The 17,783-nt window shown below is 71.3% G+C and carries 16 protein-coding genes; 12 read left to right on the top strand and 4 right to left on the bottom strand.

Features of this window, described 5'->3' with window-relative positions:
* The first annotated feature begins 265 nt into the window (after positions 1–265).
* From JOE55_RS05700 to JOE55_RS05690, 3 genes are all read left to right on the top strand, one after another.
* Positions 266–2,125 carry a phosphoenolpyruvate carboxykinase (GTP) gene (locus JOE55_RS05700; protein WP_204782273.1) on the top strand — a complete coding sequence of 620 codons (1,860 nt, stop codon included), beginning with the start codon at positions 266–268 and terminating at the stop codon, positions 2,123–2,125.
* Positions 2,126–2,316: 191 nt separating this feature from the next.
* On the top strand, positions 2,317–3,108 hold the full coding sequence (locus tag JOE55_RS05695; RefSeq protein WP_204782272.1) for a sugar ABC transporter ATP-binding protein: 792 nt from the start codon (positions 2,317–2,319) through the stop codon (positions 3,106–3,108).
* A complete protein-coding gene (locus tag JOE55_RS05690; RefSeq protein ID WP_204782271.1) occupies positions 3,078–3,377 on the top strand; it encodes a hypothetical protein in 300 nt (99 codons plus the stop codon). Before JOE55_RS05695 ends, JOE55_RS05690 begins: the two co-directional genes overlap by 31 nt.
* A 95-nt stretch (positions 3,378–3,472) precedes the next feature.
* Here the strand turns inward: JOE55_RS05690 and JOE55_RS05685 are convergent, their stop codons facing one another.
* Both JOE55_RS05685 and JOE55_RS05680 read right to left on the bottom strand, forming a co-directional pair.
* Positions 3,473–3,751 (bottom strand): hypothetical protein, encoded by a 279-nt coding sequence (locus tag JOE55_RS05685; RefSeq protein WP_239546450.1) that lies wholly within the window; start codon positions 3,749–3,751, stop codon positions 3,473–3,475.
* Between the two features lie 470 nt (positions 3,752–4,221).
* Positions 4,222–5,619 (bottom strand): phosphomannomutase/phosphoglucomutase, encoded by a 1,398-nt coding sequence (locus JOE55_RS05680; RefSeq protein WP_024289745.1) that lies wholly within the window; start codon positions 5,617–5,619, stop codon positions 4,222–4,224.
* A gap of 131 nt (positions 5,620–5,750) precedes the next feature.
* Between JOE55_RS05680 and manA the strand changes: the two genes are divergently transcribed.
* From manA to JOE55_RS05665, 3 genes are all read left to right on the top strand, one after another.
* Positions 5,751–6,923, top strand: a complete 1,173-nt coding sequence (gene manA / locus JOE55_RS05675; protein WP_204782270.1) for a mannose-6-phosphate isomerase, class I — start codon at positions 5,751–5,753, stop codon at positions 6,921–6,923.
* Positions 6,920–9,541, top strand: a complete 2,622-nt coding sequence (locus JOE55_RS05670; RefSeq protein ID WP_204782269.1) for an AAA family ATPase — start codon at positions 6,920–6,922, stop codon at positions 9,539–9,541. Before manA ends, JOE55_RS05670 begins: the two co-directional genes overlap by 4 nt.
* A gap of 127 nt (positions 9,542–9,668) precedes the next feature.
* Positions 9,669–10,880: a hypothetical protein gene (locus JOE55_RS05665; RefSeq protein WP_204782268.1), complete on the top strand. Its 1,212-nt coding sequence runs from the start codon at positions 9,669–9,671 to the stop codon at positions 10,878–10,880.
* Positions 10,881–10,887: 7 nt separating this feature from the next.
* Here the strand turns inward: JOE55_RS05665 and JOE55_RS05660 are convergent, their stop codons facing one another.
* Positions 10,888–11,088: a hypothetical protein gene (locus JOE55_RS05660; protein WP_006213916.1), complete on the bottom strand. Its 201-nt coding sequence runs from the start codon at positions 11,086–11,088 to the stop codon at positions 10,888–10,890.
* 144 nt (positions 11,089–11,232) lie between these two features.
* Between JOE55_RS05660 and JOE55_RS05655 the strand changes: the two genes are divergently transcribed.
* Complete coding sequence (locus JOE55_RS05655) at positions 11,233–12,000, top strand: DsbA family protein (protein WP_204782267.1); 768 nt, start codon at positions 11,233–11,235, stop codon at positions 11,998–12,000.
* Entirely contained in the window at positions 11,997–12,320 is a 324-nt protein-coding gene (locus JOE55_RS05650; protein WP_204782266.1) for an acylphosphatase, read from the top strand. The genes JOE55_RS05655 and JOE55_RS05650 overlap by 4 nt, the downstream gene beginning before the upstream one ends.
* 9 nt (positions 12,321–12,329) lie before the next feature.
* On the opposite strand, the gene JOE55_RS05645 is transcribed toward JOE55_RS05650, so the two are convergent.
* Complete coding sequence (locus JOE55_RS05645) at positions 12,330–13,145, bottom strand: spermidine synthase (RefSeq protein WP_204782265.1); 816 nt, start codon at positions 13,143–13,145, stop codon at positions 12,330–12,332.
* A 129-nt stretch (positions 13,146–13,274) separates the two neighbouring features.
* Between JOE55_RS05645 and JOE55_RS05640 the strand changes: the two genes are divergently transcribed.
* The 4 genes from JOE55_RS05640 to JOE55_RS05625 all read left to right on the top strand — a co-directional run bounded on the left by JOE55_RS05640 (position 13,275) and on the right by JOE55_RS05625 (position 17,720).
* Positions 13,275–14,489: an endonuclease/exonuclease/phosphatase family protein gene (locus JOE55_RS05640; RefSeq protein WP_204782264.1), complete on the top strand. Its 1,215-nt coding sequence runs from the start codon at positions 13,275–13,277 to the stop codon at positions 14,487–14,489.
* A gap of 111 nt (positions 14,490–14,600) precedes the next feature.
* The gene (locus JOE55_RS05635; protein WP_006213911.1) at positions 14,601–15,422 is read left to right on the top strand and encodes a hypothetical protein; all 822 of its coding nucleotides are present in this window, start codon (positions 14,601–14,603) and stop codon (positions 15,420–15,422) included.
* Positions 15,423–15,624: 202 nt separating this feature from the next.
* Entirely contained in the window at positions 15,625–16,524 is a 900-nt protein-coding gene (locus JOE55_RS05630; RefSeq protein ID WP_239546448.1) for a glycerophosphodiester phosphodiesterase, read from the top strand.
* A gap of 383 nt (positions 16,525–16,907) precedes the next feature.
* Positions 16,908–17,720 carry an FAD:protein FMN transferase gene (locus JOE55_RS05625; protein WP_204782263.1) on the top strand — a complete coding sequence of 271 codons (813 nt, stop codon included), beginning with the start codon at positions 16,908–16,910 and terminating at the stop codon, positions 17,718–17,720.
* Positions 17,721–17,783: the final 63 nt, after the last annotated feature.

Here is a 17,783-nt window from a genome sequence, read left to right as displayed (position 1 = left end):
GCCGCATCGACGGCGGCAGGGCGCCGATCTCGTCCAGCTAAGGTAAGGCTCAGCTACCAGCGCTCGAGCATATGCCGCGCCGGTCGAGGCGGCAAGGCGGCGGTGATCTGTCACACGGCGCGTCGTGCAGTGCGTTGCGTAGACTGGGATCACACCCGCAAGCGGCTGCTTCCGCGCGGACGCCAATGACGGCGCTCGCGCATCTCGACGATGAGATCCCCGGGGGCAGTGCGCGCAGCACCGGCCTCAACGAGGAGACACGTCCATGGCTCAGCAGCCCACCGACAACACCGCCGGACTGATGGCCGAGACCCGGGCCGCCCTGGACTCGCCGCCCACCACCCACGAGGGCCTGATCTCGTGGGTCCGCGAGATCGCCGAGCTCACCACCCCTGATCGCATCCACTGGGCCGACGGCTCGGAGCAGGAGTGGAAGCAGCTCACGGACGAGATGGTCGATCACGGCACTCTCGTGCGCCTGGACGAGTCCCAGTTCCCCAACTCCTTCGCCGCCTTCTCCGACCCGGACGACGTCGCCCGCGTGGAGGAGCGGACCTTCATCTGCACCAAGTCCGAGTCCGGGGCCGGACCCACGAACAACTGGCGCGACCCCGTGGAGATGAAGGAGACCCTGCGCGGTCGCTTCGCCGGCTCCATGAAGGGCCGCACCCTCTACGTCATCCCGTTCGTCATGGGCCACCTCGATGCGAAGCAGCCCATGTTCGGCGTCGAGATCACCGACTCCTCCTACGTGGTGTGCTCCATGCGCATCATGGCGACCATCGGCGACGACGTCCTGCGCCGCATGGAGGAGACGGGCTCCGGGTTCGTCGAGTGCCTGCACTCGCTGGGTGCGCCGCTGGCCGAGGGCCAGGAGGATGTGGCCTGGCCCTGCAATCCGGACAAGTACATCGTCCACTTCCCCGAGGACCGCGCCATCTGGTCCTTCGGCTCCGGCTACGGCGGCAACGCTCTGCTGGGCAAGAAGTGCTACGCCCTGCGCATCGCCTCGGCCATTGCCCACGACCACGGCTGGCTCGCCGAGCACATGCTGATCCTCAAGATCACCGACCCGCAGCAGAACACCAAGTTCATCTCGGCCGCGTTCCCGTCGGCCTGCGGCAAGACGAACTTCGCCATGCTCGAGCCCACGATCCCGGGCTGGAAGGCGGAGATGGTCGGCGACGACATCGCCTGGATCAGCTTCAAGGACGACCAGGCGCGCGTGATCAACCCCGAGGCAGGCCTCTTCGGCGTGGCTCCCGGCACCGGCTGGTCCACCAACCCGAACGCCATGCGAGCGGTCGCCAAGGGCAACACGATCTTCACGAACGTGGCCCTGACCGACGACGGCGGCGTCTGGTGGGAGGGCATGACCGACGAGGTCCCCGAGCACCTGACCGACTGGAAGGGCCTCGACTGGACCCCGGAGTCCGGCCGCCCCGCAGCGCACCCGAACTCGCGGTTCTGCACGCCGATCAAGCAGGTCGACATGCTGGCCCCCGAGTACGACGATCCCGAGGGCGTGCCGCTGGACGCGATCGTCTTCGGCGGGCGCCGCAAGACCACCGTGCCGCTGGTCTCCGAGTCCTTCGGCTGGGAGCACGCCGTCTTCCAGGGCGCCACGCTGTCCTCCGAGACCACCGCCGCCGCCAAGGGCGCGGTGGGCGTGGTGCGCCGCGACCCCATGGCCATGCTCCCGTTCATCGGCTACAACGCGAACGAGTACCTGCAGCACTGGCTCAACGTGGGCGAGCGCCACGGCGAGGAGAACATGCCCAAGGTGTTCTACGTGAACTGGTTCCGCCGCACGCCCGACGGCGGCTTCGCGTGGCCGGGCTTCGGCGAGAACTCGCGCGTGGTCAAGTGGATCGCCGAGCGCATCGACGGACGCGCCGAGGGCCAGGAGACCCCGGTGGGAATCGTCCCCACTCGTGATGACCTGGATCTCGAGGGCCTCGACTGCGATCCGGCCGCGATCGACCGCGCTCTGGAGGTCGACGTCCACGAGTGGGAGGCCGAGCTGCCCAGCATCGACGCATGGTTCGAGCGCCTGGGCCGTGTGCCCGAGGTGCTGATCGAGCAGTCGGAGGGGCTGCGCGCCCGGCTCTCGGACGCCCGCTGATCGGCCCACCCTCATCGAGATGCCACCCGTCCGGGGGACAGTGCTCGTGGGGGCATCGGTGGCCGAATCTTTGGAAGCGACGCCGCTCAGGTGAGATATGGCGCCGCGACGAGCCTCGCAGAGTCGACTCGTCGCGGCGCCATGCGCCTGTCGGGAGTCGACCGTCGCCCGTGATCCAGGCGCCTGCGGGCATGAGCGTCCGCGAGTTCATCGGTGCCGGTGAGGGCATCGCCGAAGGCGGCCTGCTGGTGCATGGGCTGGCTGTGCTCGAGCAGACAGGCATCCGCCTCGACCTGGATGTGCCGGTGAGCGGCCTCCTGCGCGCGGAACAGGCCCTGGCCGACGTCCTGCGCGTGCTGTCGGAGGATCCCGAGCTCGTGCTCTTCGACGAGGTCGTGGCCACGTTCAACGACCAGGAGATCGTCGCGGTCCACGCGATCCTGCGCGAGATGGCCCAACGCGGCTGCGGCATCCTCGACGTGTCCCACCGGGTGGACGAGGTCCGCTCTCTCGTGGACCGGATCCTGGTGATGCGCGACGGCCGGATCGTGCGCGAGCACTCGCCGCGCGAAGCCAGCACCGGCGACGTCGTCTACTCGATGTTCGAGCGCCGCCTCTCCGAGCCGCAGCGTCCCGGCGAGGCCGTCGAGGCCGAGGAGGCCCTGGGCGTGGAGGGACTGTCCACCGAATCGGGTGTGGCGGACGTGAGCTTCTCGCTGCGCCGCGGCGAGGTGCTGGGGCTGACCGGCCTGCGCAGGGCGGGCATCGCCGTTCTGGTCTCCGCGCTGGTGGGCGTGGGCCCCGGGACCTGGTCCTCGCTGCGCGTGGGCGGCCAGGAGGTGCAGATCGATTCCGCTCAGAAGGCGCTGTCGCTGGGCATCGGCTACTTGTCGGACTCGGACAGCGAGTTCGACGCCGTGATCGAGCAGTCGCTGGCGCGCTGGCCAAGTGGATGTCCACCGAATGCGACATCCTCATCCTGAACCACCCCACCCGCGGCATCGACGTCAGCTCCACGGGCGACATCTACGAGATGCTCACCGCGCTGACCAGCCGCGGCACCGCGGTGCTGCTCGTGTCCTCCGAGATGTCGGAGCCCATCCAGTGGTGCCACCGCATCCTCGTGATGCGCGACGGCCGCCTGGTCTCCCAGCAGGAGAACTCCGAGGCCACCGAGGACACCCTCATGTCCGCCGCCATCGACGAATCGGAGCCCTCCGGCTCGGGCCGCCGCGCCGCCACCTCGGCCTGAGTCCGACCGGTCAGCCGCCCGCCAGCGGCGTCCCGGGGATGACGAGAGCCCCCTCCCGAGCGGGAGGGGGCTCTCAGTGCTCGGAAGCCGGGGTCTCAGATCGCGATGCGGCCGGAGACGGCGTTGAGCTTGTGGCGGGCCAGGGCCAGGTTCGCGCTGGTGCGATCGAGCACCAGGTAGACGAACAGGCCGGAGGTGTCCCGGGAGTTCAGGGCCCGGATCAGGTGGTACTGGTTCGACAGCGTGATCATGATGTCCTCGATCTCGGCGTCGATCTCCTGCATGGTGCGCAGCTTGGCGCGGACCACGTTGGAGTTGCCGGCCGCGGCGACATTGAGGTCGAAGCCCGGGTTGCCGCCGGAGGCGAGGGCCATGCCGCTGGAGACATCGACGATGGCGGCGCCGTTGGCGCCCTCGATGCTCAGCAGCTCCTTGATGGAATCATCCAGTGGGACACGTCAGTGCTCTCCTGTGTGGTTGCTGTCGCCGAGGACGGGATCTCGATCGGCTGGTGCGCCGAAGGACGTTGTGATGGTGCCGCGGACTCGGGGACAGGCGCCTCGGGGGCTCGAGCCGGTGCGAGCACGGCGGTCTCGCGGGGTCCGGGGCGCTCGGCCTCCGCAGCATGAGTCAGGGTCGTGCGAGGCTGCGCGTCCTCCGCCTGCTGCGCGGAGTCCTGGGGGAGGGGCTGCTGGGATGCCGATCGGCTGCGTCGTCTGATCCAGATGGCCAAGGCTGCCCTTCACCTCTCCTGACGTCGCGTGGAGGGGATCGCCGCCGAAGCGGCCCCGCCGCTGCCCGGGGAGGGGCGAGGACGGGGCCGCGGATTCTGTCGCGCGAGGCCTCAGCCGCGCACGATGCCCAGCACGCGATCGCGCAGCTGCTCCATCACGGCGGGGTCGTGCGCCTCGACGTTCAGGCGCAGGAAAGGCTCCGTGTTCGACGGGCGCAGGTTGAACCACCAGGTCCCGTCGGCGGCGGCGAAGGTGGTGCCGTCGGAGTCCTCGACCTCCACGTCCTCGCCCGCGAACGACCCGCGGACGCGCTCGACCGCTGCCGCCTTGTCCTCGATCTCGGAGTTGATCTCACCGGAGGCGGTGTAGGGGTCGTAGCTGGCCATGAGCTCGGAGAGCGGACGCTGCTGCTCGCCCAGGGCGGCCAGCACATGCATGGCCGCGAGCATGCCGGTGTCCGCGTTGAAGAAGTCGCGGAAGTAGTAGTGGGCCGAGTGCTCGCCGCCGAAGACCGCCGATTCGCGGGCCATCACGGCCTTGATGAAGGAGTGGCCCACGCGCGTGCGCACCGGGCGCCCGCCCCGCGCCTCCACCAGCTCGGGGACGGCGCGGGAGGTGATCAGGTTGTAGATCACGACGGGGGTCTGCTCGCCGGAGGCCTGCGCCCGGGCGATCTCGCGCTCGGCGACGATCGCGGCGATCGCCGACGGGGTCACCGCTCCGCCGTTCTCGTCGATCACGAAGCAGCGGTCGGCGTCGCCGTCGAAGGCCAGGCCGATATCCGCCCCGTGCTCCCTCACGGCCTTCTGGAGGTCCACGAGGTTCGCGGGCTCGAGGGGGTTCGCGGGGTGGTTGGGGAAGGTGCCGTCGAGCTCGAAGTACAGCGGCACGATCTCCAGTGGCAGCCCCTCCAGCACGGTGTCGCCCAGCACGGCCGGGGTCGTGAGCCCGCCCATGCCGTTGCCGGCGTCCACGACGACCTTCAGCGGGCGGATCCCGCGCAGGTCCACGAGTCCGCGCAGGAACTCGGAGTAGTCCTTGAGGACGTCGCGCTCGGAGATCGTCCCCCGGGTCTCGCCTGGCGGAATGCCGTCGGCCAGGTAGGACTGGGCGCGGTCGCGGATCTCGTAGAGCCCGGTCTCGGAGGACACGGGCACAGCCCCCGGCAGAGCCATCTTCATGCCGTTGTACTGCGCCGGGTTGTGGCTGGCGGTGAAGGTCACGCCGGCGGCATCGAGCACGCCGCAGGCGAAGTAGAGCTCGTCGGTCGAGATCAGCCCGATCTTCACGACGTCCGCGCCGCGAGCGGTGGCGCCCTCGGCGAAGGCGTCGATGAACTCGGGCGAGGACGGGCGCATGTCGCCGCCGACCAGCACCGTTCTTCCGGCCAGCTCGAGGACGTCGACGAAGGCGGCGCCGGTCGCGCGCACGGTCTCGGCGGTGATGGTCTCGCCCACGATGCCGCGGACGTCATAGGCCTTGAAGGACTGGGACAGGTCGATGGTCATGCCTGGCACTCTAATGGAGGCGATCGGGCGGCTCCCGAGCGCAGGCGGGCGCGCCGCCGCCCCATACATGGGGGCGCGGGGCCCTGCTGCGGCAGGAAGGCGGGGACAGTCCCCGTGCTTACTATGGAGCCATGCCCCAGCTCTTCGAGATGATCGACCCCGTCCAGCACTACTCCTGGGGCTCGCGCTCGGTCCTGGCGCAGATGCAGGGGCGGTCCTCGCCCTCGGAGCAGCCGGAGGCCGAGCTGTGGATCGGCGCCCACCGCTCGGCACCCTCGCAGCTCGTGCTCCAGGCCGGCCCGCAGCCCCTCAACGAGCTGCTCCTGGAGGAGCCCGAGCGCTTCGTGCGCGACGGCGCCCAGGTCGTGGCCGACGACGGATCCCTGCCCTTCCTGCTCAAGATCCTGGCGATCGAGGCCCCGCTGTCGATCCAGGTCCACCCCTCGATCGCGCAGGCCCGGGAGGGGTTCGAGCGCGAGGAGGCCGCCGGGATCGCGATCGATGCGGCGCATCGCAGCTACAAGGACCGCAGCGACAAGCCGGAGACCGTGGTGGCGCTGTCGCGGCTGCAGATCCTCACGGGCATGCGAGATCGCGCCGAGCTCGGTCTGCTGGCCGAGGCGCTGGACCAGCAGTGGCTGCGCGAGGCGCTCGAGTACCCCGAGCCCGTCCTGCGCACCGTGCTGAGCCTTCCGGAGGACCGGGCGCAGGCGGCTCTGGCCGCTCTGGAGGCGGCGGTCCGCAGCCTGCCCGCCGACGATGAGCTGGGCTCCGTGCTGACCTACATCGCCCGCTCGCACCCCGGTGATCGCGGCCTGCTGGTGGCCCTGTGCATGAATCACTTCGTGCTCGAGCCCGGGGAGTCCATGTTCACCTCCGCAGGCCAGGTCCACGCCTATCTGCAGGGCACGGCCGTGGAGATCATGGCCTGCTCGGACAACGTGCTGCGCGCGGGGCTGACCCCCAAGCACGTCGACGTCGACGAGCTGCTGCGGGTCGTGACCGATGACCAGGACCCCGGAGTGCCGCAGGAGGTCCTGACGGGTCCCGACGGCTTGCGCCGCATCCCGCTGTGGGAGGACCGCCTGAGCCTCGTCTCGGGAGAGGTCGAGCCCGGGCGGGAGCTCGAGGTCGATCCCAGCACCTGCACGGTCCTGTGCGTCGACGGCTCCGTGACGATCGGCGCCCCGGGGGCCGAGAAGATGGAGGTCGGCTCCGGGCACTCGGCCTGGGTCCGAGCCGACGGCGAGCCGGTCGTCGTGAGCGGGCACGGCACCTTCTGGGCCGTGGAGCTGCGGGCATGACCGCCGGTTCCGGGGAGCCGACCCCGTCTCAGAAGGTCGAGAACGCCGACGACGACGGCATGATCCGCATCCGCGGCGCCCACCTGCACAACCTGCGCGATGTCGATGTCGAGATCCCGCGCGAGCGGCTCGTGGCGTTCACGGGAATCTCCGGCTCCGGGAAGTCCTCGCTGGCCTTCGGCACCCTGCACGGCGAAGCCCAGCGCCGCTATCTCGAATCGGTGGCCCCGTTCGCCCGTCGACTGATCGCCGGTGCCGTCGATCCCCAGGTCCGCTCGGTCGATGGTCTTCCGCCGACCGTCGCCATGGGCCAGCAGCGCGGAGGCGGCACCGCCCGGTCCTCGGTGGCGACCATCACGGCGCTGTCGAACACGATCCGGCTGCTGTACTCGCGGGCAGGGGAGTATCCCCAGGGGATGGAGCTGGGCCCGCGCGGTCGGCTGGACTCCGACGCCTTCTCCCCGAACACCCCGACGGGCATGTGCCCGGTGTGCCACGGCCTGGGCGTGCAGCACGTGCCGACCGAGGAGTCGATGGTCCCGGATCCGAGCCTGAGCATCGCCGACGGCGCGATCGCGTCGTGGCCCGGCGCCTGGAACGGCAAGAACCTGCGCGACATCTGCCGCGAGCTCGGCATCGACATCGACCTGCCGTGGCGCGAGCTTCCCGAGCAGACCCGGCAGTGGGTGCTGTTCACGGACGAGCACCCCGTCGTGACCGTCCATCCCGTGCGCGGAGCCCATCAGGTCCAGCGCGAGTACCAGGGGACGTTCTCCTCGGCGGCCTCCCTGCTGATGCGCACGCTGGCCGAGACCGGCAGCGCGAGCATGCGCGCCCGCGCGCTGCGCTTCGTGGAGTCCCGCCCGTGCCCCGAGTGCGACGGCCGCCGCCTCACCCGGGCCGCGCTGTCCGTGACCTGGGCCGGCGATCCGATCGACCGGCTGCAGGCCCGACCCCTGGACGAGCTGCTGCAGCTGCTCGAGGACAGGCGCGCGGAGCTGGACCGCCGTGCTGAGAACGGCCAGCGGCTGGGTCCCGGCGAGGAGGCCGAGCATCTGCTGCTCCAGGACGGCTGCTCGACCCTGCGCTCGGTCGTGGACCTGGGCCTCGGGCATCTGAGCCTGGATCGCAGCAGCCTCAGCATCTCCCCCGGCGAGATGCAGCGCCTGCGCCTGGCGGTGCAGCTGCGCTCGGGGCTCTTCGGGGTGGTCTACGTCCTGGACGAACCCTCGGCGGGGCTGCACCCGTCGGAGGCGCGTCAGCTCATGGCGGTGCTGCGCCGCCTCGTGGGCGCGGGCAGCAGCGTGTGCCTGGTCGAGCACGACATGGAGCTCGTGCGCGGCTGCGACTGGGTGGTCGACGTCGGCCCCGGCGCGGGCACCCAGGGCGGACGCATCCTGCACTCCGGTCCCGTCGACCAGCTCCAGGACGTCGCGGAATCGGCCACGGGCCGCTTCCTGCGCGCCTCGACGCCGCCGGAGCAGATCCGCGGCGGCCCCGTGCGGGTGAGCGAGCAGCGCCTGCGCCTGCGGGGCGTGCGCCGCAACACCCTCGACGGCATCGACGCCGAGTTCCCGATCGGGGCGCTGACCGCGCTGACGGGCGTCTCCGGCTCGGGCAAGTCCTCGCTGCTGGATGCGCTGGGGGATGCGACGGCGCAGCATCTGGAGGGCTCCGGCGTGGTGGACCTCGAGGCCGGCGACCCGGAGGAGACCGGCGAGGGCTCTGGGTCCGAGCAGCAGCGCCGTCCGGGCACCACCGTCGCGGCCGCGGAGGGCCTGGAGGAGGTGCGCCGCCTGGTGCGGATCACCCAGAAGCCGATCGGACGGACACCGCGCTCCGACCTGGCGACCTACACGGGGCTCTTCGATCACGTGCGCGCGCTGTTCGCCGACACCCCGGAGGCCCGCTCCCGCGGCTGGAAGGCCGGGCGGTTCTCCTTCAACACGACCCCCGGGCGCTGCCCGCACTGCCAGGGGCAGGGCCAGGTGGAGGTCGAGCTGGTCTTCCTGCCCGGCTCCTGGACCGTCTGCCCGGTCTGCCACGGGACCCGCTACGACGACGAGACCCTCTCAGTGCGCTGGGAGGGGAGGACGATCGCCGAGATCCTGGAGCTCACGGTCGCCGAGGCGCTCGCCGTCTTCGCGAAGGAGCCGTCCGACCAGGAGACCGCGCATCAGCAGCGCTCGGCCTCCCAGCGCCGCCGGGTCGATGCGATCCGCAGGCCCCTGGAGGCACTCGGGGCGCTGGGACTCGGCTACCTGCGACTGGGCCAGCCGGCGACCGAGCTCTCCGGCGGAGAGGCCCAGCGGATCAAGCTCGCCTCCGAGCTGCACCGCACCGGTCGCAGCCGGACGCTCTACCTGCTCGACGAGCCCAGCACGGGGCTGCATCCGGCCGATGCCGAGCGACTGCTGCGGGTGCTGCACGACCTCGCCCGCGACGGGGCGACCGTCGTGATGGCCGAGCATCGCCCGGAGGCGATCCGCACGGCCGACCATGTCATCGATCTGGGCCCGGGCGCCGGGCGCCGCGGCGGGACCGTCGTGGCGGCAGGCACTCCGGAGGAGGTCGCCGCCGATCCCGACTCGGTCACGGGTCCCTGGCTGCGCGGCTGAGACGGCTCGCGCGTCACGGCCCGGACCGCAGTGCGCGGCAGGAGGCCGCGATCCGTAGGATGGCCGTGCGGCGCCGCCCGGCGGCGCACCCCCCCCGTATCCGCTCGCTTCGCAGGAGGCATCTGAGATGACAGCCGCCTCGCGCCCGAGCGCCGGACTCCGATCGGCCGCGCTGCTGGGCTGTCTCGCCGCCATGGGACTGCCGCTGGCGGGCTGCGCACCGGCCGATCCCGAGCCGGACATCCCGGAGATGGAGCAGCCGCCGAACCGGGAGATCGCCGAGCCCGGGCTCGTGGCCGGGGCTGAGCTGCCCGTCTGGGCTCGCAGCGCCGACTGCGATCAGCCTCGACCCAGCGCCGAGGACGACGGCCTGGCGCGGACCGCACCCGCATCGGATGCCGCTGACGTGGCCTTCGTGGTGCCGCAGACCGAGCTGGCCCTGTGCGAGCAGCCCGGGGTGGTCTCGGCCTCCGTGGAGGGCTCGTACACCCAGGCGGGCGAGGCCCGCGAGGGCACCGTGGACCTGGGGCTGCTCTTCGCGCCCGAAGCCACCCCCGAGCAGATCGCTCAGGCCTGGTCCTCGGCCGAGACGGAGGCCGAGGCCCAGCTGTCGGGGACCGGCATCGGCCTGGGACAGGTCTCCCTGGTGCTCGACGACGGATCCTCGATCTCGGGACCGGCGGAGGCATCGACGGCCTCCGAGCCCGCCGCTGCGGACGGCCGGGCGGCGGGCCCGGCGGCGACGATCCCCGAGGCCATCGACCTGCTCGCCGCGCTGCAGCGCACAGGCCCCCAGCCAGGCGCGCAGGAGACGGCTGCCCCGGATCCCTCGGCGTCGCCGTCCTCCGCCGTGGAGCAGGGGCCCGAGCGCCGCTGGTCGGTGAGCGTGGGCCAGCAGCTGGAGGTGACCACCGTCTACACGGCGGATCTGTCTGCTGAGGGGGCGCTTCCCCAGCTCTCCCGGGTGCTCAGGGACACCCAGGAGGCCGGCCAGGCGCCGGGCGGGCACCAGGATGCTGTGACCGTGATCGACGGCCGCGTGCGGCTCACGGTCCCGAGCGCGTTCGCGAAGTCGCTGACGCCCGAGCTGCTCGAGGACCTCCACGACCTGGGCCAGGTCCCTGATCTGCAGGCCACGGCGCGGGTCGAGGGCTCGGACGGGGCGGCGCCGATGCTCAGGGTGCGCTCCGAGCGGCTGCCGGAGTACAGCGAGCCGCAGTACGAGGAAGCGGCCGAGGCCCTGAGCGGCAGCGCTGCGGAGGCCGGAATGCACCTGGACCACCGGCTGGACGGAGAGCCGCTGCCCTTGGACGAGGAGCAGGCCGAGGCCCAGGGCTGATCCGGTCTCAGCCGCGCGTGGGGCGCTGCGGGGCCTGGCCCGAGTGCCGTCGGCGCATCCGCAGCGCCATGCCCAGCCCGGTGATGGCCATCGCGGCCATGAGCGCCCCGAGCAGCATCAGCAGCGGGTCGGAGATCACGGCTCCCACGACGATCACGATCACCGCCAGGACGATGAGCACGATCTGGAACGGGACCATCAGCTGCACGGGCGGACTCCTTCTGGCAACGGGCTCTCGGACGGCACGACGCTGGCAGGGTATCGCGCAGTCAGATCCCGCCCGTAGTCTGGGCCATCGCAGACCGATCACCGCGGGGCCCTCCGGGCACCGCCTCACCCCCCCGGGAGTGCCATGACATCCCATCCCACCGGATCCCGCCTCGCGGCCGGCCTGACGGCTGTCTCCTGCTGCGCGCTGCTGCTCACGAGCTGCCTTCCCAGCTCCGATGAGGACCCCTCGACCGAGGGCTCCGCCTCGGCTCATGACTCCGCCAGCGCCCAGGACTCCGAGGCCCCGCAGGAGGACACCGAGGTCGCCGGCGTGGACCAGGCCATCGAGGACGGCTACGCCCTGAACACGGCCAGCGGAGATCTGCCCGTCGTGACCATGTACACCGACTACGAGTGCCCCGCGTGCGGGTCCTTCCACCCTGCGGTCGAGCAGGTGGCCGAGGAGCTCGACGGCGAGGTCGTCGTGCGCGTGAAGAACTTCCCCCTGTCCATGCACGACAACGCGGTGCCGGCGGCCCACGCGGTCGAGGCCGCCGGTCGTCAGGGGGAGGCCCACGAGTACGCGAGCCTCGTCTACGACGACGTCGACGAGTGGTCCGAGCTCTCGGACGGCGAGCTCGAGGACCGCTTCGTCGAGCTCGCCGGGGAGGCGGGGCTGGATGAGCAGCGCTTCCGCGAGGACATGGGCTCCAGCGACGTCGAGGAGATCGTCGAGCAGCACAGCCAGCAGGCGGAGGACCTCGAGCTGACGGGGACTCCGAGCTTCGTGGCCGATGGCAGGGCCATCGACCTCGGGGAGATCGGCAGCGCGGAGGACCTACGCGACGTCCTGCGCGATGCGGCCGAGGGCTCCTCGGGCTCCTCCAGCGATTCCGGGACCCGGGCATGAGCCAGCAGGTCGCAGCACGAGACGAGGAGGACGGCTTGGACACCAGGCAGAGGCTGAGGGCCATCGCGATCGTGCACGGAACGGTGCAGGGCGTGGGCTTCCGCTACTGGACGTGGAAGCACGCCGAGAAGCTGGGGCTCGTGGGCTGCGCCCGCAACCTCGACGACGGCACCGTGGAGGTGATCGCTGAAGGCACCCGCTGGGCGGTGCGCGATCTGCTCAAGGAGATCCAGGGCCCGGACGCACCGGGGGCCGTGATGCGCGTGGACGCGCACTTCGAGGACCCCCAGGGCGACCTGAGCGGCTTCACGACCGCCTGAGCGGCGGATTCACTCACCGGCCAGCCAGTCCTCGAGCTGCATGCGGTCCAGGACCGCGGCCGGGTGAGGGCCGGCGGCGCGCAGGGCGTCCAGGTTCTCGCGCGGCATGCTCGAGGGCGAGCCCAGCAGGATGAGGTTGCCGGCGCGCTGCCCGTCGAGCATCGAGGCGTCGCTCAGGCACCACACGTCGGCGAAGGCCGGGGCACCGCCGCTGCCCTGGGCCTGCACCATGCGCTCGGCCTGCTCGCGGAAGAAGCCGAGTCCCGGGTCATCGCCCACGTTGACGATCAGCGCCCCGTCGGGGGCCAGGACCTGGGCCATCTCCTCGTAGAACGATCGTTCGCGAAGATGGTCGGGTGCGTCGTCGCCGGCGAAGACGTCGAGCACCAGCAGGTCGAACGGCTCCGTCTCGGTTTCGCGCAGCGCGCTGAGCTGCTCCCGGGCGTCGCCGATCAGGATCCGGGGCGGCTGCGAGTCCGGCCAGGGGAGGTGCTCGAGCACGAACCCCGGCAGCTCGCGGGCCAGCTCGATCACCGTCTGCTGCGATCCAGGGCGGACCGCGCTCAGCCGGCGGGGCAGCGTCAGCGCCCCGGCCCCCAGATGCAGCGCGCGCACGGGCTGTCCGCTCGGGCGCTGCAGGTCGCAGGCCGCCGACATCCGCTGCAGGTACTCGTAGAAGACCCGGCTCGGATCCGCCAGGTCCACGTGCGACTGCTCGGCGCCGCCGATGCTGAGGATCCACCCCCCGGTCAGCTCGTCCCAGGCGATCTCGGCCCCGGCGTCGAGGGCGGACAGGAAGCGGGAGCGGCGTGCGGGGCGGGACATGCTCGGATCGTCTCACCGATCCGCGCGATCCGCTCGCCGTGCGTTCACGGCCGGTTCAACCGCTCTCGCTACGGTCGGTCCATGTCATCGGCCGACCGGCCGCGCCCACCGAGCACTCCAGGGGATCACATGAGCCGCCGCACCGCACTCACCCGCCGCAGCCTGGTCGAAGGCCTGGCCGGGGCCGCGGTGACCTCGATCGCCCTTCCCGCCGCAGCCTCCGAGCGCGGCGGGGCCGGGCATCGGACGCTGCGCTTCATGACCTACAACGCCTCGCTCAACCGCGGCTCGCAGGGGCAGCTGGTGCGGGATCTCTCCACGCCCGGCAACGCCCAGGCGCAGGCGGTCGCCGAGGTCATCCAGCGCTGCGCCCCCGACGTCCTGCTGATCAACGAGTTCGACTACGAAGCCGAGCACCTGGGCGTGCAGCTGTTCCGGGACAACTACCTGGCGCGCAGCCAGAACGGCCAGGCCCCGCTGGACTTCCCCCACGTCTTCACCGCTGCCGTCAACACGGGCGTGGACTCGGGCCTGGATCTCAACGGCGACGGGACGCTGCGCACCGGCGACGATGCCTGGGGCTTCGGCCTCTTCCCCGGCCAGTACGGCATGGCCGTGTACTCCACGGCGCCCATCGACCACGGCGCGGTGCGGACCTTCCAGCTTCAGCTCTGGTCGCAGATGCCGGACAGCCTGCTGCCCTGGGACTACTACGGCCGCGAGATCGGGAAGCGGCTGCGGCTGTCGTCGAAGTCGCACTGGGACGTTCCCGTGCGGGTGGGCCGCGACACCGTCCATGTGCTGGCCTCCCACCCGACTCCGCCGTCGTTCGACGGATCCGAGGACCGCAACGGGAGGCGCAACCACGACGAGATCCGCTTCTGGGCGGACTACATCACGGGCTCGCGCCGCGGCAGCTGGATCCGCGACGACAACGGGGGCACCGGCGGACTGCTGCCCGGCAGCAGGTTCGTGATCATGGGCGATCTGAACTCCGACCCTCAGGACGGGGACTCCTGGCCCGGGGCTGCCCGGCAGCTGCTGGAGCACCACCGCATCCAGGATCCCCGGCCGAGCTCGGAGGGGGCCGTCGCGGCGGCTGCCGCCCAGGGAGGGGCCAACACGAGGCATCTGGGCGAGCACCGCTTCGACACGGCGGACTTCACCGACCAGGCGCCGGGCAACCTGCGGGTGGACTACGTCCTGCCGTCGTCGAATCTCCGGGTGCAGGACTCCCAGGTGTTCTGGCCCGCCCCGGGGCGGCCCGGCGCGGAGCTCACGGGCTCGTATCCCTTCCCGACCTCGGACCATCGGCCCGTCTGGGCGGATCTGCGCGTGCGCTGAGTCGTGGCTGCGGCTCCGAGCCAGTCGTCAGGAGCCGATCAGACAGGACGCTGATGGCCTTGGGTAGGCTGGTGTCGAACTTCTCAAGGACACCCACCCCAGGAGACGACCGTGGCGTTCAACCCCCTGAAGCACGCATTCGATGATGACGGCAAGCCGACCCCGGCGCTGAACGGCTTCCTCGACAACGCCCTGAAGGTGCAGCGTCCCGTCGTGCTGCGCTGGGTCAAGCGGCTGCGCGCCGAGCACCCGGACGAGACCCCCGAGCAGATCGCCAAGCGCCTCGAGCGGATGTACGTCCGGGCGAACACGGCCACCGGCGGCGTGGCCGGCGGTGCGGCCATGATCCCGGGCATCGGCACGCTGGCCTCCCTGGGCGTGTCGACCGTCTCGGTCGGCGGCTACCTGGAGATGACCGCGCTGTACGCCCAGGCCATCGCGGAGCTGCACGGCGTGCACACCTCCGACCCGGTGCGCACGCGCTCCATGGTCATGGCCCTGATGCTCGGCGAGGACGGGGGCGTGCTCATGAAGCAGGTCCTGGCCTCGAGCTCCAAGTCCCGAGGCCTGACGAACCGCTGGGGCCTGATGATGGGCACCGGCTCCAAGGAGGGCGGCCTCGATGTCGGCAAGAAGCTGCGCAACATGTTCGTGCGCCGCTTCATCCGCAAGCAGTCCACGGCGGCGCTGGGCCGCGCGCTGCCCTTCGGCATCGGCGCCGTGGTCGGCGGCGGCGCCAACCTGGCGATGTCGCGGGCGGTCGTGAAGAGCACCCAGGAGGCCTTCGGGCCGCTTCCGGCGAGCTTCCCGCCCGAGCTGTCCGAGGTCGACCGGGCTCCCAAGCTCGCCGACGACGCCCGAGACCGCTCCAAGGATTCCGAGGAGGCCGGTGAGCCGGCGCAGATCAGCGGCGAGGGTCAGCAGGACAGCTGAGTCCTGCGGCGCACAGCGGCCGACATGATGCAGGACACCTGGTCCCCGCCTGATCCTTCAGGCGGGGACCAGGTGCTTCATCGGGTCGGCCGTCGTCGTTCCCCCGGCGTTCACAGCGGGCCCCTAGCGTGAGAGGCGAGAGCGCTGTCCGACTCCCTGCGAGTCGACGGCGCAGCACCCTCTCCTCGCAGGAAGGCACAGCTTGGGCCCCAGGATCCTCGCGCATCGCGGAGCGAGCGCTCAGTACCCCGAGCACACGCGGGCGGCATACGTGCAGGCCCTGCTGGACGGGGCCGACGGCGTGGAGGGAGACGTCCACCTCACGCGCGACGGCCACCTGGTCCTGCACCACGACGCCCAGCTGGGGCGCACGAGCGACGGCCGCGGACCGATCTCCTCGCACACGCTGGCCGAGCTGCGCCGTCTGGACTTCGTCTCCTGGAAGGGCGTCGAGATCCCGGTCAGCCACGGCGGGCCCCATGAGCAGCTGCTGACGCTGCCGGAGCTGCTCGAGCTGCTGCGCGGCGCGGGCAGGCGGGTCGGACTCGCCATCGAGACCAAGCATCCCTCCCCGGCCGGTCATCGGCTGGAGGAGGCCGTGCTCAGCGTCCTGATGGCCGAGGGCTGGGACCCGGAGACCGGGCGCCTGGGGAACCTGCAGGTCTCGATCATGAGCTTCCACCCCGATGCCGTGCGCCATGTCCTGCAGACCGTCGCCCCGCGCAACGTGTGCCAGCTGATCGAGGATCCCACCCCGGAGTCCGTGGCCGCGAGCCTGCGGGTCCCGGCTGTGACGGCCCGGCTCGTGCACGCCGGCATGCGCTGGGTCGTGCCGTCGGCGGAGCCGATCATCACCCGGGGCCTGTGCGAGATCGCGGGTCCGGGCATCGCCTTCGTGCGGGATCACCCCGGTCTCGTGCGGACCTGGCTGGCGCAGGGCTCGATCCTGCGGGTCTGGACGGTCGACACCGCGGCGGACCTCGAGCTGTGCCTTGCCCTGGGCGTCCAGCAGATCACGACCAACCGGCCGGGGGAGCTGCTGGATCGACTCGCTGCGGGCGGTGCCCCCACCGCTGTCGGCAGCAGCGATAGAATGTGTTGAACAGCCCACTGCAAAATGCATATTCATTAGATATTCAATGCAACCATGTTTCAATATCGTCCCCAGTCAGATGGGTCGAAAATATCGGAGAAAAGGTGTTGCATCTTCATTACTCGCAGGTAACGTATGGGCTGTGCCGACGGTTGCCGAGGCCCTCACCTCACTTCCGTCGACATGGCGCGCCGATTCGACAGGGGCTGTGACAGCAGTCCGAGAGACTGGAGTCTCGGGGCATCGCGCAGAGGAGCGGAGCCGGATCGCGGGCTGCGATACGTCTTCACCCTCTGTCTCCCGAAAATCTGGCCGGTGTCGATCTGCGGCGGCCTTCATCTGGTCCGGGGCATCCCCAGCCCCGCCTCATCCCCCCACGAGGTTCCCCCACCATGGCCGTTCCCCCCAGGCTCCGCCGCAGCGCCCCCACGCTGACGGCGCAGCGGACCGTGTCCGCCGTCGACCCGCTGACCCGCATGGTCGCCGAGTCCATCGCAGACGAGGTCCTCTCCGACCTGTCGCGGGTGCTCAGCACCGAGCGCCCGGACTCCGAGCTGTCCCTGCTGCTCTCCCTGAGCAGCGATCATGCGCTCACCGCCCAGATCTCGCCCACGCTGTGCGCCGTCCTCAAGGCCGCTCAGCGCGCCCAGGCCGTCTCGAGCGGCTGGTACCGCCCGATCCGCCTGTCGCGAGAGCTGACCGGCGGCGAGACCGTCGAGCTCGACACCCGCACGCGCCGGCTCACCCTGCCGCGCGGCACCGAGCTCGGCCTGTGGGACATCGGCTGCGCCAGGGCCGCCGACCGCATCATGGAGCGCGTCCAGGAGGCCGATCCCTTCGCCTCCCTGGCCATCGCGGTCGGCTCCTCGGTCAGCGCTGTGGGCGCCGCCTGGGAGATCTCCGAGGCCCTGGGCGAGGACCTCACCGTGCTGGACCCCGCGCTGCAGCGGGGCGCCCGCGCCTTCGCCGTGCTCTGCGAGCAGACTCGCGGCGTCGGCGCTGAGTTGTGGGATGCCGTGGCCGTGAGCGCCGACAGCGCCGTGGACGCGCTGGCCTTCGCGGGCTCTGCCGAGGAGCTGGGGCGCATGGCCCCCGAGTGGCTCGAGACGGTCGGCGCTCAGGCCGAGCTGCGCCCGTCGCGCCCCGGACGGCTGTTCGGCCGTCGCCGCGTGCGCACCGCTGGCTGGGCGGCCAAGGACATGTGATCGGGCGGTGCGGACCTGACGGATCCGCGTCGCTGAGAGGGGATGCGAACGACGACGCCGGGC

It is taken from the genome of Kocuria palustris, from assembly GCF_016907795.1.
Taxonomy (GTDB): domain Bacteria; phylum Actinomycetota; class Actinomycetes; order Actinomycetales; family Micrococcaceae; genus Kocuria; species Kocuria palustris.
Note: the sequence above shows the minus strand (reverse complement) of the source record. Positions and strands in the feature narration are given on the sequence as shown.